Annotated in this window: 15 protein-coding genes; 8 read left to right on the top strand and 7 right to left on the bottom strand. The window is 57.5% G+C overall.

Annotated elements, in window-relative coordinates; genetic code table 11:
• Positions 1-25: 25 nt before the first annotated feature.
• Positions 26-841, bottom strand: coding sequence for a pyruvate, water dikinase regulatory protein (locus ACAM27_RS13365; protein ID WP_011785359.1), 816 nt, complete (start codon positions 839-841; stop codon positions 26-28).
• A 132-nt stretch (positions 842-973) separates the two neighbouring features.
• Between ACAM27_RS13365 and ppsA the strand changes: the two genes are divergently transcribed.
• Positions 974-3346: a phosphoenolpyruvate synthase gene (ppsA, locus tag ACAM27_RS13360; protein WP_014421120.1), complete on the top strand. Its 2373-nt coding sequence runs from the start codon at positions 974-976 to the stop codon at positions 3344-3346.
• Between the two features lie 38 nt (positions 3347-3384).
• Entirely contained in the window at positions 3385-3864 is a 480-nt protein-coding gene (rraA, locus tag ACAM27_RS13355) for a ribonuclease E activity regulator RraA (protein ID WP_011785357.1), read from the top strand.
• Positions 3865-3913: 49 nt separating this feature from the next.
• Here the strand turns inward: rraA and ACAM27_RS13350 are convergent, their stop codons facing one another.
• The 3 genes from ACAM27_RS13350 to ACAM27_RS13340 all read right to left on the bottom strand — a co-directional run bounded on the left by ACAM27_RS13350 (position 3914) and on the right by ACAM27_RS13340 (position 5295).
• On the bottom strand, positions 3914-4204 hold the full coding sequence (locus tag ACAM27_RS13350) for a PilZ domain-containing protein (protein WP_278802602.1): 291 nt from the start codon (positions 4202-4204) through the stop codon (positions 3914-3916).
• Between the two features lie 5 nt (positions 4205-4209).
• Positions 4210-4878: a TIGR04211 family SH3 domain-containing protein gene (locus ACAM27_RS13345; RefSeq protein ID WP_014421123.1), complete on the bottom strand. Its 669-nt coding sequence runs from the start codon at positions 4876-4878 to the stop codon at positions 4210-4212.
• Between the two features lie 117 nt (positions 4879-4995).
• Positions 4996-5295 carry a YciI family protein gene (locus ACAM27_RS13340; protein WP_369612118.1) on the bottom strand — a complete coding sequence of 100 codons (300 nt, stop codon included), beginning with the start codon at positions 5293-5295 and terminating at the stop codon, positions 4996-4998.
• Positions 5296-5382: 87 nt separating this feature from the next.
• Here ACAM27_RS13340 and ACAM27_RS13335 point away from each other — a divergent pair, with 87 nt between their 5' ends.
• A complete protein-coding gene (locus ACAM27_RS13335) occupies positions 5383-6249 on the top strand; it encodes a PHP domain-containing protein (RefSeq protein WP_031210468.1) in 867 nt (288 codons plus the stop codon).
• 4 nt (positions 6250-6253) lie between these two features.
• Here the strand turns inward: ACAM27_RS13335 and ACAM27_RS13330 are convergent, their stop codons facing one another.
• Entirely contained in the window at positions 6254-6796 is a 543-nt protein-coding gene (locus ACAM27_RS13330; RefSeq protein WP_014421126.1) for a YecA family protein, read from the bottom strand.
• Positions 6797-6798: 2 nt separating this feature from the next.
• Entirely contained in the window at positions 6799-9969 is a 3171-nt protein-coding gene (rne, locus tag ACAM27_RS13325) for a ribonuclease E (protein ID WP_369612117.1), read from the bottom strand.
• A gap of 630 nt (positions 9970-10599) precedes the next feature.
• Between rne and rluC the strand changes: the two genes are divergently transcribed.
• The 3 genes from rluC to ACAM27_RS13310 are packed head-to-tail and all read left to right on the top strand — an operon-like array spanning position 10600 to position 13396.
• Positions 10600-11667 (top strand): 23S rRNA pseudouridine(955/2504/2580) synthase RluC, encoded by a 1068-nt coding sequence (rluC, locus tag ACAM27_RS13320; protein ID WP_369612116.1) that lies wholly within the window; start codon positions 10600-10602, stop codon positions 11665-11667.
• Positions 11667-12317 carry an HAD family hydrolase gene (locus ACAM27_RS13315; RefSeq protein WP_023009931.1) on the top strand — a complete coding sequence of 217 codons (651 nt, stop codon included), beginning with the start codon at positions 11667-11669 and terminating at the stop codon, positions 12315-12317. Before rluC ends, ACAM27_RS13315 begins: the two co-directional genes overlap by 1 nt.
• A gap of 29 nt (positions 12318-12346) precedes the next feature.
• Positions 12347-13396, top strand: coding sequence for a S49 family peptidase (locus ACAM27_RS13310; protein WP_113879019.1), 1050 nt, complete (start codon positions 12347-12349; stop codon positions 13394-13396).
• A gap of 13 nt (positions 13397-13409) precedes the next feature.
• Here the strand turns inward: ACAM27_RS13310 and ACAM27_RS13305 are convergent, their stop codons facing one another.
• Positions 13410-14003, bottom strand: a complete 594-nt coding sequence (locus ACAM27_RS13305) for a nucleoside triphosphate pyrophosphatase (RefSeq protein WP_011785347.1) — start codon at positions 14001-14003, stop codon at positions 13410-13412.
• 141 nt (positions 14004-14144) lie between these two features.
• Between ACAM27_RS13305 and ACAM27_RS13300 the strand changes: the two genes are divergently transcribed.
• A complete protein-coding gene (locus ACAM27_RS13300; protein WP_011785346.1) occupies positions 14145-14702 on the top strand; it encodes a YceD family protein in 558 nt (185 codons plus the stop codon).
• A 30-nt stretch (positions 14703-14732) separates the two neighbouring features.
• Positions 14733-14912: a 50S ribosomal protein L32 gene (gene rpmF / locus ACAM27_RS13295; protein WP_011785345.1), complete on the top strand. Its 180-nt coding sequence runs from the start codon at positions 14733-14735 to the stop codon at positions 14910-14912.
• Positions 14913-14926: the final 14 nt, after the last annotated feature.

Raw genomic sequence — 14926 nt, 5'->3', positions numbered from 1 at the left:
TTGGCTCTCTGCCGGGTTTCCTGCCTCAGCGGTGCCGCTTCAGGCCCGTTGTCACCATGATTCTGGTCGAGATTTCCTCAACGGAATACGCCGTAGTATTCAGATAGGGAATCCGCTCCCGCTTGTACATTAATTCGATTTCTTCAATCTCATGCATGCATTGTTGCAGCGACGAGTAGCGGGAGTTTGGCCGGCGCTCGTTACGAATGGTGGCAAGGCGTTCCGGTTCGATGGTCAGGCCAAACAGTTTTTCCTTATGGGGCCGGAGCGCGGCGGGCATCTTCTGGTCGTCCAGATCTTCTTCGGTAATCGGATAGTTGGCGGCCTTGATGCCATACTGCAGGGCCAGGTACAGGCAGGTGGGCGTTTTACCGCTCCGGGATGCCCCGATCAGAATCAGGTCGGCCTCATCGTAATGCCGGGTGCGGGCACCGTCGTCATTGTCCAGCGCGAAGTTGACTGCGTGGATCCGGCGCTCGTAGCTGCCCGCGTTATTGATGGAGTGGGATTTGCCTACGGAGTAGGAGGACGACGAGTTGAGTTCCTGCTCCAGAGGGTTCAGGAAGGTTCCGAAGATATCTACCATAAAGCCGTCGGCCCGGCTGATAATTTCCCTGATGCCGCCATTAACGATGGTGTCGAATACCAGCGGCCGTTCCCCATCGATTTCCGACGCTTTGTTGATGCGGCTGACAAGATCCCGGGCCTTCTCCTCATCGTCGATATAGGGCACGGTAACCCGCTCAAACTCGATTTTTTCAAACTGCGCCAAAAGGGCATGGCCGAGCGCTTCTGCCGTAAGGCCAGTGCCATCAGAGATAAAAAACGCCGTTCTTTTCATGGTCGTATCCGGTCTGGTTTGAACTTGTTCCCGGGAGTCTTTGGTTGCCTCCCTAGGTAATTTCCGCAGCTTACAGTATCATACACGCCAGATTCGAGACTCCGCGCTACACAGACTCAAGGGAGACACGCTTTGGAAGATTACATTATCTGGTTTGACCACCTGGGAATGTCCGACGTAGACCGGGTTGGAGGCAAGAATGCTTCCCTCGGTGAAATGATCAGTAATCTCGCCAATGCTGGTGTTACCGTCCCTGGCGGTTTCGCTACCACTGCTCATGCTTACCGTGAATTCCTGGCCACCGACGGCCTGAAAGACCGCATTGACGAAGCCCTGGATGCCCTGGATGTCAACGACGTTAACGAACTGGCGCGGGTTGGCTCCCAGATTCGCCAGTGGGTAATCGACACCGCGTTTCCGGAAGTGCTGGATAACGCCTTGAAAGAAGCTTATGCCAAGCTTCAGGCCGGTAATGACCAGATGGCTGTCGCGGTGCGTTCCTCCGCCACCGCGGAGGACCTTCCTGATGCCTCTTTCGCCGGCCAGCAGGAAACCTTCCTGAACGTGGTGGGCCTGGAGCAGGTTCGTACCTCGGTGAAAGAGGTGTTTGCCTCGCTGTTCAATGACCGGGCGATCTCCTATCGCGTGCACCATGGTTTTGATCACAAGCTGGTAGCGTTGTCTGCCGGTATCCAGAAGATGGTTCGCAGTGAAACCGCTTCCAGCGGTGTTATGTTCACCCTGGATACCGAGTCCGGTTTCCGCGATGTCGTGTTTATTACCTCCTCATACGGCCTCGGTGAAACCGTGGTGCAGGGTGCCGTGAACCCTGACGAATTCTACGTACACAAGCCGACCCTGGAAGCCGGACGTCCGTCGGTATTGCGCCGTAACCTCGGCAGCAAGGCCATCAAGATGGTTTACCATTCCGAACCGGGTGAAGGTAAGTTTGTTGAAACCGTGAAGGTAGAGCAGGAAGACCGTAATCGTTTTTCCATCACCGATGCGGAAGTGGAAGAACTGGCCAAGCAGGCCATGATTATTGAAAAGCATTACCAGCGCCCGATGGACATTGAGTGGGCCAAAGATGGTGATGACGGCAAGATCTACATCGTTCAGGCCCGGCCGGAAACGGTCAAGAGTCGTGCAGCTGCCAATGTGATGGAACGTTACCTGCTGAAGGAAACCGGCAAAGTACTGGTGGAAGGTCGCAGTATCGGCCACAAGATCGGCAGTGGCCCGGTGAAGATCATCACCAGCATTAACGAAATGGACCGGGTACAGGCCGGCGACGTGCTCGTCACCGATATGACCGACCCGGACTGGGAGCCGGTGATGAAGCGGGCTTCGGCCATTGTTACCGACCGTGGCGGCCGTACCTGCCACGCCGCCATTATTGCCCGGGAGTTGGGTATTCCGGCGGTTGTGGGCTGTGGCGATGCCACCGAGGTGCTCAAGGATGGTCAGGACGTGACCGTCTCCTGCGCCGAAGGTGACACCGGTATGATCTACGAGGGTGCTCTGGACTTCGAGCTGCGTGAGAATACCGTGGACTCCATGCCCAATATTCCGTTCAAGATCATGATGAACGTGGGTAACCCGGACCGCGCCTTTGACTTCCAGGCGCTGCCCAATGAAGGTGTGGGCCTGGCCCGCCTTGAGTTCATCATTAACCGGATGATCGGCGTGCACCCGAAAGCGCTGTTGAACTTCGATGGCCTGCCCCGTGACATCAAACAGACCGTGGAAAAGCGCATTTCCGGCTATGCCTCACCGGTGGATTTCTACGTGGACAAGCTGGTGGAAGGTATTTCCACCTTGGCAGCGGCGTTCGCTCCGAAGAAAGTGATTGTGCGTTTGTCCGACTTCAAATCCAATGAGTACGCCAATCTGATTGGTGGCACCCTGTACGAGCCGGACGAAGAAAACCCGATGCTGGGCTTCCGTGGTGCGTCGCGCTATATCTCCGATACCTTCCGCGACTGTTTCGAGCTTGAGTGTCGGGCTCTGAAGAAGGTCCGTAATGAAATGGGCCTGACCAACGTTGAAGTGATGGTGCCGTTTGTACGGACTGTCGGCGAAGCCGAACAGGTGGTGAACCTGCTGGCGGAAAACGGCTTGAAGCGCGGTGAGAACGGCCTGCGGGTCATCATGATGTGTGAACTGCCGGCCAATGCCATTCTGGCGGAGCAGTTCCTGGAGCACTTTGATGGCTTCTCCATCGGTTCCAACGATCTGACTCAGCTGACGCTCGGTCTTGACCGGGATTCCGGTATCATTGCCCACCTGTTCGATGAGCGTAACGATGCGGTGAAGGCGCTCTTGTCCAACGCTATCCAGGCCTGCAAGAAAACCGGTAAGTATATCGGCATCTGTGGTCAGGGCCCGTCAGATCATCCGGATCTGGCCAAGTGGCTGATGGATGAGGGCATTGATACTGTGTCTCTGAACCCGGATTCGGTACTCGATACCTGGTTCTTCCTGGCCGACGAGAAGATCGACTGATCACCAACACTTGGGAATGGGAAAAGGAGAGCGACAACGTGAGCAAGATTATTACTCCGGATCTGTGTGACGAATTTCCGGAAGTGCAGGTGGTCGAACCTGGCTTCAACAATTACGGTGGCGTGCGCCAGTTCGGCGGTGAGATCGTGACCGTGAAGTGCTTTGAAGACAACTCAGTGGTTAAAGAGCAGGTTGGGCTGCCCGGTAACGGCCGCGTGATGGTGGTTGACGGTGGCGCGTCCAAGCGCAATGCACTGCTGGGGGATATGCTGGCCGAGAAAGCCGCGGAAAACGGCTGGGCTGGCCTGATCATCTATGGCTGCATCCGTGATGTAGATGAGATTGGACAGACTACTCTGGGCGTTCAGGCCCTGGGTACCGTACCGCGCAAGACCGAAAAGCGTGGTATCGGTGATCTGAATATCCCGGTGACATTCCACGGTGTGACGTTCAAGCCCGGGCAGTACGTGTATGCCGATAACAATGGCATCATCGTCTCCGAGAAGCCGCTGGTTTAAGCCGCGGCCTCGGCACAGACAAAAACGGCGGCCTTTGGGCCGCCGTTTTTTATTGGGTTACTTCTATGATGTTGATCCCGAGCAGATAACTATCACCATCCGGCTCACAACGCACCACCTCGCCGAGCGTCTCCAGAGGCGGGAACTGATCTCCAGCGGACTCCATTCGGGTTCTCAGCTCCTCGCCAATCCTGAACGGTCGTTCCACTGCTACTTGCATACCGGCGGCACTGAGATCCCGGCAGATACCGGTGTGGGTTTCACCATCGTTGCCGATAATCGTGATGGTGCTGTTCACCTGCATACGATGGAAGTCGCGCTTCTCAGAGTAATCTTTCATCACCTTTACGCCCAGTTGTCGGTTTTTCTTGTCGGTTTGAGCATGGGAATGATCAGGGCCAGCAGTACGCCGCCAAACACGAGGCCGGCGCCCAGAAGCATGAAATCAGATTCCTTGCTGGCCTCAAGACGCTCGTTTTCCGCTGTCAGTACTTCCAGATCATTCCGCAGTTTCTGGTTTTCTTCGCGCAATTCACGGTTACGACGCTCAAGATTGATGGAGTCAGCGGCAATATTCTTGATGCGTTGTAGTTCAGTTTGCAGGTCTTCCGCTCGATTGGAAAGATTATTCTCGGCATTCTGCAGAGAATTTCGCTCTTCGGTAACGGCGGCCAGTTGCTGACGAGCTTCAGTCAGCTCAGATTGGGTTTCGTCCAGTTGACGACTGACCCGACGAAGCTGATCAGCTGCGATCGGTTCGTTGCTCAGGTATTGGCTCGCAACCCAGCCTTCCGTCCCTTTCGGCGTGCGTACGCGGGTGTAATTGTCACCGGTTTCAAGCACCTCCAGTGGCGTGCCACTGGGGAGGGCATTTTCGATGATACGGTACTGCGTGCCGGCGCCCGAGCGCACAGGCAGGTAGAGTTGATCATCGACCCAGACGGTGCGCGCCTGCGCAACGGAAACGGAGCTGACAATAAGCACAAGGCTGAAAAGGAGACGGAGCGGTGTCACGGAGTACGTTCCCTGATAGTGATATTACTGATGATTTAAACCCGCAATTCTGTCACAAGGTGGCCGCTATTCAAGCACCACAGCGTTACAATCCGCTCATGCTGGCGGCCGCTTTGTTCAGGGCAGCACTACCTTGTAGGGTTTGACGATTACTCTTTCATACACGCCGGCATCGACATAGGGATCGGCATCGGCCCAGGCCTGAGCTTTCTCCAGCGATTCGAACTCAGCGATGACCAAGCTGCCACTGAAGCCTGCTTCGCCCGGATCGGGCGAATCAATGGCCGGATGGGGGCCAGCTACCAGTAACCGGCCTTCGGCCTTGAGCTGTTCCAGTCGGGCCAGGTGGGCAGGCCGGGCTTCTTTGCGCAGGGGCAAGCTGTTGGCAATGTCTTCGCTGATGATGGCGTAATACATGGGTTCTCCGATCGGTGATCAGCTGAGGTTAGGGGCACTGCCTGAAGGCTGATACACTGGTGCCCGTTTCGTTATTCAGGATTGTTCGTGACTATACCCCAAGACTCCAGAACGTGCATTGATCTGCATTGCCATAGCACAGCATCCGATGGCGCGCTGTCTCCAGAGGCCCTGATAGCCAGAGCCGTTGAGCAGGGGGTTAGCCATCTGGCATTGACCGATCATGACACCATCGCAGGTCTCGAGGTGGCGAGAGGTGCGGCGTCAGGTTCCGGTTTGTCCCTGATTAACGGCGTGGAGCTTTCCTGTGTCTGGCGCAGTCATACCATTCATGTGGTCGGGCTCGATTTTGACGAACGTGATCCTGCGTTTCTCGCCGCACTTGAGCGCCAGAACGAAAACCGCTGGCAGCGGGCTCGGATGATCGCCGACAGGCTAAGCCGCCTGAATGTGGACCAGCTTCTTGAGCGGGCGACGAAAGTGGCCGGAGGGGACGTGCCCGGGCGCCCGCATTTTGCCGAAGTTCTGGTGGAAGACGGTGTTGTACCCAAGGTGGCGCACGCGTTTAAACGGTATCTGGGAACTGGCAAGCCAGGAGATGTAAAGGCGTGTTGGCCGGAGTTGCCGGAGGTGGTGCAATGGATCGTGGCGGCCGGCGGGATTGCTGTGCTGGCGCATCCCAGGAAATATCGTCTCACAGCAACCCGTTTACGGGCATTAACTGCGGATTTCGGCCGTGCCGGAGGGCAGGGCATTGAGGTGTCAGTGTCGGGCCAATCCAGTGGCGATCTGGGTTTTGTGGCCGAGCTGGCGCGGCGGGAAAAACTCTGGGCCTCTCAAGGCAGTGATTTTCACTTCCCGGGAGCTCCCTGGTGTGAGCTGGGGCGCATAATGAAAATGCCAGAGGGGCTGGAGCCCGTCTGGCATCATTTTCGGCAACCGATTGAAGCCTGAGGCTTCAATCCGGCGCGTGGAACAACAGGTAGAGGTCGGTCAGCGAGTCCGGGATGGCCTCTGCCATCTTGGCTGACAGCTTCTCGTCATTCCGGACTTTCTGGAAGTCCTCGTCCTCAAACAGGCCAGACAGTGTCAGCATCGGCACCATGAGGTCAGCGACTTCATCCTCATCCGCAGCTTGCAGCCAGGCCTCCTCATGCTCGAGGAAGGTATCGACGAAGCCCGCACACCAGTTTTCCAGAGCATTCATCGGGTCGCCGTCTTCCGGCTCCGGCAGCTCCAGTGGCTGGCCCATATCCAGGGCGTGGGCCATATCCCGTGCAAGCTCATTTACACAATGGGTAAACGTGTCGGGAATGCCGGTATCCGGCAACTGATCTGTGCCTGTGGCAAGGCGGAAGAGGTCTTCCGCCTTCAGGCTGACCGGCCCGATCACGCTGGCACACACCACGCCATGGAACCCGAAAAAGTCCAGGGCATGATCTCCCCAGGGTTCTGCGAACAGAATGTCTTCCAGCGCTTCGATGTCCGAGTTGCTCAGCATGATCAGTTGCTCCCGGCCTGCTTGGCCTCTTCTGCCTTTTTGGCTTCTTCGGCCGCGCGTTGGCGCTTGCGGACCTCTCTTGGGTCATTATAGGCCCGGCCCGGAGTCACCGGGATAGCTTCCGATGCACTGGCTTCCTGAGTCTCTTCTTTCTGCTCCGCTGGCTTTTCGCTGGCCGGAGCTGGCTCGGCTTTTACGGGCTCTGCAGGCTGCTCCGGTTTGTCAGCGGGTTTTTCGCTGCTGGATCCGGCCTGCTTCTCCGGCGCCGTATCTACTTCAGGCTCGGTTTTAGCGGTCTCGGCTTTCTGTTCCGGCGCCTTGTCGGCTTTATCCTCGGCAGCCTTCTGATCAGAAGCCGCGCCGGTTTCCGGCTCAGACGCCTTCGGTGAGTCAGCCTTGGCTTGCCGGGGTGCCTTGGCCTCTGCCTTGACCGGTTCTTTGTCTTCGGCTTTGGCAGGCTCGGCGCTGGCCTTTTCTGCAGGTTGCTCGGCTTCTGTTGCGGTGACCTGCTCGGTACGCTGAGGCTTGGCGGCCTGTTTCTGCTCGGCTTCTGCCGGCAAGCTCTCCTTGTCACCCTTGTCTTCGGCAGCACCGGATTTTTCAGCGCTATCCGCAGAGCGAGGCTTGCGCTGGCGGCCGGAGCTGCGGCCTCTGCGGCCGTCAGACTTCTCTTTGCGGCTGCTTTCATCCTTTGCTTCAGGCTTGTCTTCTGCTGACGGAGCCTCTTTTTGCTCGGCCTGTTCGGTTTTGGTCTCCGGCTTCTCGGCCATTTCCTGTTGTTCAGGCTTGCGGCTCTCTGGCTCAGCCTTGGCTTCAGGCGTTGTTGCGGTCGCTTGCTCGGCTTTATCTACGTGCGGCTCACTGGCTTTAGCGTCCACAGCAGCAGTCTTGTCAGCCGCTTTTTCCGGCTGGGTATCTTTCTGGTGCTTCTCGCTGCGTTCCGCTTTGCGTGCTGCTGGCGTAGATGCCGGAGTCTCGGCGGGGGAGCCGTCCCGGTTACGTTGCCGGCGTGGTTTGCGTTGCTTGTCGTCACCGCCCTGCTTGTCGTTGGAAGGTCCCTTCTGGGACTCCTGCTGTTCCCGGTTGTCCTGCGGGCCTTTCTGGTCACGCTGGGGACGGTTCCGGTTCTGGCCGCGACCCTGTGAGTCCTTGCGGTTGTCCCGGCGGTTGTCATTGCCCTTGCTGTCGCCAGAGCGGTCGTCCCGGTTGGAACGGTTCTGGCCACCGCGTTCACCACGATTCTGATCGTCACCACGGCCACCACGATTGCGGCCCCGGTTGTCGTCGCCACGGTTCTGCTGGCTACCCTGGCGGCGATCGTTGCCGCTGCGGTTGCCGCCGGAGCGTTGGTCATCGCGGGCAACGCGGGATTTGCGGCGATCCTGGCGGGCCTGGTTGCGACGCTCTTCACTCCGGTTGCGGTTGGTGTCGCGGCTGGCTTCCTGCTCCGGTTCTTCGCCCCGGAAGAAGCACGCGATCTTCTTGCCCAGTTTGCGGAACAGGCCTTCTTCCTGCTCAGCAGCAGCCGTTGGTGCAGCGGCTGTCGGTGCTGGGGCTGGCGCAGAGGGGCGGATAGCTTTCACGGCGGCCTGTTCGCGCACCGGTTTCTCGGCACTTGCAACTTCTACGGCTGCCTCTTCCTCGCGCTCGCTGTACTGTTGAGCTACCTGATGGCTGGAGACATGCTCTGGAGAGGTTTCGTCCTGACGCAGGCGCAGAATCTCGAAGTGCGGCGTTTCCATGTTGGGCACAGGTGCGACCACAACCGCTACGCCTTGACGGGCTTCAATGTCGGCCAGCTGCTTGCGTTTTTCGTTCAGCAGGAAGGTGGCCACAGAAACCGGCACCATGGCTCGTACTTCTGCGGTCTTCTCCTTGGAGGATTCTTCGTAGATCAGGCGCATGATGCTCAGCGCCAGAGATTCGATACCCCGGATGGTGCCCTGGCCTTCACAGCGTGGGCAAACCTCGCTGCGGGTCTCGCCCAGTGAGGGACGCAGACGCTGGCGTGACATTTCCAGCAGGCCGAAACGCGAGATCTTGCCAACCTGAACGCGGGCCCTGTCGAGTTCCAGCGCTTCACGCATCTTCTGCTCGACTTCCCGCTGGTGTTTGGCTGGCGTCATGTCGATGAAGTCGATAACGATCAGGCCGCCCATATCCCGCAGGCGTAGTTGCCGCGCGATTTCTTCGGCCGCTTCAAGGTTGGTCTGCAGGGCCGTTTCTTCAATATCCTGACCCTTGGTGGCCCGGGATGAGTTGATGTCAATGGACACCAGGGCTTCGGTCGGGTCGATGACAATCGAGCCGCCGGAGGGCAGTTTCACTTCGCGCTGGAACGCCGTTTCGATCTGGCCTTCGATCTGGTAACGACTGAACAGAGGGATTTCGTCCTTGTACAGCTTGATCTTGTTCTCGAAGGTGGGCATGACCGCCCGAACGAAGCTCAACACGTCTTCGTAAACGTTATCGGCATCGATCAGGACTTCGCCGATATCCTGGCGGAGGTAATCGCGCACGGCGCGGATGATGACATTGCTTTCCTGGTGGATCAGGAAAGGCGCTTTGCGCTCGCCAGCCGCCTGGGTAATGGCTTCCCAGAACTGTACCAGGTAGTCGAGGTCCCACTGGAGCTCTTCGGTGGTGCGGCCAATACCGGCCGTACGCACAATAATGCCCATGGACTTCGGCACCTGGACACCGTTCATGGCCTCTTTCAACTGGGCTCGGTCATCGCCTTCAATCCGGCGTGAGATACCGCCTGCACGGGGATTATTCGGCATCAGCACCAGATAACGTCCAGCCAGGGAGATGAAGGTGGTCAGGGCGGCGCCCTTGTTGCCACGCTCTTCCTTGTCGACCTGAACGATCACTTCCTGACCTTCAGAGACAACATCCTTGATGTTGATTTTGCCCTCAATCTGCCCGGGCGATTTCTTGAAATACTCTTTGGAGATTTCCTTCAGGGGCAGGAAGCCGTGGCGCTCTGCGCCAAAGTCAACGAAAGCCGCTTCAAGGCTGGGTTCTACCCGGGTAATGCGGCCCTTGTAGATGTTGGCCTTTTTCTGTTCGCGGGTACTGGATTCGATATCAAGGTCGAACAGCCGTTGGCCGTCAACCAGCGCGACGCGCAACTCTTCGGGATGAGTTGCATTGATCAGCATTCTTTTCATGGAAAGAAAGGGTTCCTGTCGTTTGTTGGTGACAGAAAACCGGGGGGATTCGCATCAGCGAAGCAGGATGTGCGTGCCGCGGGCCCTTTACAGCAGGCAGGCCGGCGGCCAGACGGATCATACCCTTATGGGGTGCAATCCTGGGTGTCTGAGACCACCGCCGACATCCCGCCTGCCGGTGGGCAGGTCGAGGTCGAATAGGGTGAGAGTCTGTTGACGCATAATATCCGTTTCAGGTTCACACAAGCCCCTGGGTCTCACGTCGTATTGGTTTGCTGGACGGCCCGGGTTTGCGTGGCAATGATTCTTCGCGATGTCGCCCGACGGTTTTCCAGTCGGTTTTCCTCTCCCGGAGCAGGTAACAGCCTTTCTCGGTCTGGCCTGTGATTCCGGGAGTCTGTTTCCCGCTGCATCCGTTAATGATTGGTTTTGCAGCGTTCAAACTCTTAATCAGTATCGGTATACTGCTGCCGCTCCGGCTTCTGACCAGAGTTCGTCAGGCCGTAGGCAAACGGCAGAGCACGCCGGAATATAACAGGTACGGCGTGGCCAGGCAACTCCTCAGTTGCGTCCGTCCCGGTATGCTGGGGCGGCCATACGATGCCGCAATTCATCAACGCAAGGGTTTACATGTCGCGCTCCCCCGATTCCCGTAAGACAAAGGGTCGTCGCCCTGCCACGGACAAAGCCCGTGGTGTCGGAAAATCTGCTGTCAAAGCGGGGTCTGAGCGTGCTCCGGGGAAGGTGGCGACAGAGGTTCAGTGGATTACCGTTGATGAGGATATGGCAGGGCAGCGGGTGGATAATTTCCTGCTTGCACGATTGCGGGGGGTGCCCAAAAGCATTGTCTACCGCATTGTCAGAAAGGGTGAGGTGCGGGTAAACAAGGGGCGTGTAAAGCCTGATACCCGTCTTAATCCGGGGGATGTGGTCAGAATTCCGCCGCTGGTGCAGCAGGCCAGGGCGGAGCAGCCCAAGCCCGGCAGTCGGGTGCAGGGGGTTATGGAGGCTGCGGTCGTTTTCGAAAACGATGAAATGCTGGTGGTGAACAAGCCCTCCGGTATAGCGGTTCATGGCGGAAGCGGACTGAGTTTCGGTTTGATTGAAGTGTTGCGGTCGGCCCGGCCGGAAGCCAGGTTCCTGGAGCTGGTTCATCGTCTGGATCGCGATACGTCTGGTCTGGTAATGGTGGCTAAAAAGCGTTCTGCTTTGCGGTTTTTGCAGGATGAGCTGCGGCAGAAGCGGATTCGCAAGTATTACCACGCTCTGGTGGTCGGCAGTTGGCCGGAAAATGTTGATCGTGTTGCTGAGCCGCTGTTGCGTTTTGAGATGCCTAATGGCGAGCGTCGGGTTCGGGTCAGTGAGGAGGGCAAAAGTTCCCTGACTTTGTTTACCTGTTTGCAGCGATTTCAGGGGTATAGTCTTGTTGAGGCATCGCCGGTGACCGGCAGGACTCACCAGATTCGGGTACACAGTGCCTGGGCGGGTCATCCGATTGCGGGCGATGACAAGTATATGGATGATGCGAGCCTGAAAGCTTTCCGGGCCATTGGTGGGCAGCGCTTGATGTTGCACGCCAAGGCTCTTGAGTTTTCGCTTCCGGGTTCGGGCGAGCCCATGCGGCTGGAAGCAGTATACGACGGGCCCTTTTCCGGGGTGCTCGAAGAATTGACCAAGCGAAGCGGGAAGCGGTCTTGATGAAGGTAAAAGTCGTTATTTTTGACTGGGACGGAACGCTGATTGATTCAGTGGACCATATCGCTGACAGCCTGCACCAGGCGGCAACGGAGCTGGGGTATCCAGAGCTGGAGCGAGAGGCCTATCGCGACATTATTGGTCTGGGCATGATTGAGGCGCTGGAGAAGCTGTATCCGGGTCTGAGTCGTGAGGAGATGGTGCGTATTCGTGAAGGTTATGCCGGTTACTTCTTCAAGAAGGTGACCACGCCCCAGAATGTGTTCGACGGCATGGCCGATGTGGTTGCCGATCTCCGGGGTTCCGGGCGTGGGTGTTCGGTGGCGACTGGCAAGAGTCGGAGGGGTCTTGAATTGGCGTTGACCTCCAGTGGTCTGGGGTCGCATTTTGATATCACGCGCTGTGCGGATGAAACCCGGTCCAAGCCGCATCCGTTGATGCTGGAGGAAATCCTGGCGTTCTACGGCTATGAACCGGAAGAGGCTGTGATGATTGGCGATACCCGTTACGATCTGGAGATGGCTCAGCGTATTGGCATGCCCTCCATCGGTGTGGAGTGGGGGGTGCATAAGCGTGATGTGCTTGAGACCTATGATCCTCATGCAGTGGTGAATTCAGTGGCGGACCTCCGGAAGGTGTTGGGTCTGCGCTAACAGCAGGACGTTGCAAGTAAGGAATACGAATGAGCGAGTGGGATTCGGATAAGCAGTCGGAGTGGGGCGACAAGCCCGTTGAGTCAGAAGCCCGGGGCGCCCGAGGTGGCTTTTTTGGCAGCAGGAAGCCGTCGATGCCGCCGGAGACGGGGCGTGATTGGCGTCTGATTGAAAAGCTGGTGATGTCCTTGCAGGCGGAGCAGCGACGCAGTCGTCGTTGGGGTATTTTCTTCAAGCTGCTCACGTTCGGATATCTGTTTGCGCTGCTGTTCATGATTCGTGCGCCCTTCGGAGAAGGCGTCGGGGCCACAGTGGGAAGCCATACCGCGCTGGTAGAGGTGAATGGCCCGATTGCTGCTGATGAGCTGGCCAGTGCAGATAACCTGGTCGGGGCATTGCGCGCCGCGTTTGAGGCCGAGAGCTCGAAGGCGGTTGTGCTGCGGATTAACAGTCCGGGTGGCAGTCCGGTGCAGTCCGGCTATGTCTATGATGAGATCAAGCGGTTGAGGGAGGAATATCCCGACAAGAAGATCTACGCGGTGATTTCTGATATTGGTGCATCGGGCGCTTATTACATTGCCGCAGCAGCCGATGAGATATACGCCAACCGGGCCAGTCTGGTCGGATCGATTGGTGTAGTGGCCGGTGGTTTTGGCTTCACTGAGGCGATGGAAAAGATTGGCGTGGATCGTCGTCTTTATACCGCAGGTGACAACAAGGCTTTCCTGGACCCGTTCTCGCCGGAGCAGGAGGAAGAGGTTGCGTTCTGGCAAGGCGTGCTTGAAAACACCCACAAGCAGTTCATCGAAGCGGTCAGGCAGGGACGTGGCGATCGCCTGGCGGATGACCCCAGGCTGTTCAGTGGCCTGGTCTGGAGTGGTGAGCAGGCGGTAGAGCTGGGGCTTGTAGATGGTCTGGGCAGTTCATCCTGGGTCGCGCGCCAGTTGGTGGGCGAAGAGGAGCTTGTCGATTACAGTCGCAGCCGTTCTCCTTTTCAGGAGTTTGTGGATCAGCTGGGGGTGGCCGTTGGTGAAGGTGTCGCAACCCGGTTGATGGAGTCACGACTGGAGCTCCGATAAGTTGCCTCGGGCATCAGTCCAGCAATGGATTGATGCCCAGCTCTCTCAGTATACGGGTGAGCGCAATCAGCGGCAGGCCGATCAGGCTGTTGGGATCGTCGCCCTGAAGGCGGCTGAACAGGGCGATGCCAAGACCTTCCATCTTGAAGCTGCCCGCGCAGTCGTAAGGCTGCTCTTTCTGCAGGTAGCCTTCAATTTCCTCTTCCTGTAAGTCCCTGAAGTGCACCTCAAACGGTTCGCAGTGAGTTTGAAGGTTGCCGCTTCGGGTATCCAGAACGGCCAGACCGGTGAGAAAGCGCACCCGGTTGCCACTGCTTCGCATCAATTGCTGTTTTGCTGTGTCGTAGCGGCCGGGTTTGCTCAGCAGGCTGCCATCCGGTAATGCCGCCACCTGGTCGGAGCCGATGATGATATGGTCCTGAAAGCGCGGGGCGAGAGCTTTTGCTTTGCTTTCTGCAAGTCGGACGGCCAGGGCTTCGGCTGCTTCTCCTGGAATGGGTGTTTCGTCGATGTCGGGGCTGGCAGTGTCGAACGCAAGGTTGAGCCGGGCCAGCAATTGCTTTCGGTAGGGTGAGGAAGAGGCCAGTAGCAGCTTGGGAGGAAGCATAGGGTTTCAGGTCCGGTCGGTTGGATATGGGAGTTCTTTCGGGCTGATATCGTAAAATACCCCTATTCCGGGCGAAAGGCCCGGTAGAAAGTCGATTAAGTCTTTGACAGAGGCGGGTCTCGCCCCTAAAATTGCGCGCCTATGTCCAAAGCGCCGATCGTCGAACTGCCCAGATCTGTCGACCCAAACAAGTTGGCAGAGCAGAACACAACGCTTGAAGGGGTGATTCCTTTCAGGGGGCTTTCTCGTTTTCGTGAAGCTGTGCCGGGACTGCCAGAAGATGGTGAGTGCAGCGTAAAGCTGTCTTTCTATCGGGATGGGGAGCGTCGCCGGATAGTGTCGGGTGAGTTGTCTGCGCCGGTCATTCTGGAATGCCAGCGCTGCATGGGCGACATGCAGGTGACTCTGGAATCCCGTTTTGATCTCGGTCTGGTCATCAGTGATGAGCAGGCGCAGCGGTTGCCGAAAGCGTTGGAGCCATTTCTGGTAGAAGATTTCAACGCCGATCTCTGGGCAATGGTGGAAGACGAGTTGCTTCTGGTGCTGCCGCCATTTCCGCTCCACGAGCGGGAGGAGTGTCCGGCAAAAGAAGATCTTGAAGCGCTCGAAGAGCCCGAGGCTGCCGAAGAGCCCGAGACAGAGCAAAGAAAAGAGAACCCGTTCAGTGTTCTGGCGGGACTTAAGACGACAAAGCATTAACGTATTCGAAAATAGGTCAGGAGCATAACCATGGCTGTACAGCAAAATCGCAAAACTCGTTCAAAGCGTGGCATGCGCCGTTCACACGACGCACTGAGTGCTGCTGCTCTGTCTACCGACGCAACAACTGGTGAAGTTCATCGTCGCCATCACGTGTCTCCAGACGGTTTCTACCGTGGCAAGCAGGTAGTTGAGGCTCGCGACGAGTAATTCGTCGGGAATTT

Origin of the sequence: Marinobacter sp. RI1, assembly GCF_041155085.1 — a bacterium.
Lineage (GTDB): Bacteria > Pseudomonadota > Gammaproteobacteria > Pseudomonadales > Oleiphilaceae > Marinobacter > Marinobacter nauticus.
The sequence above is the reverse complement of the archived record's forward strand: the minus strand, read 5'-3'. Positions and strand labels throughout refer to the sequence as shown.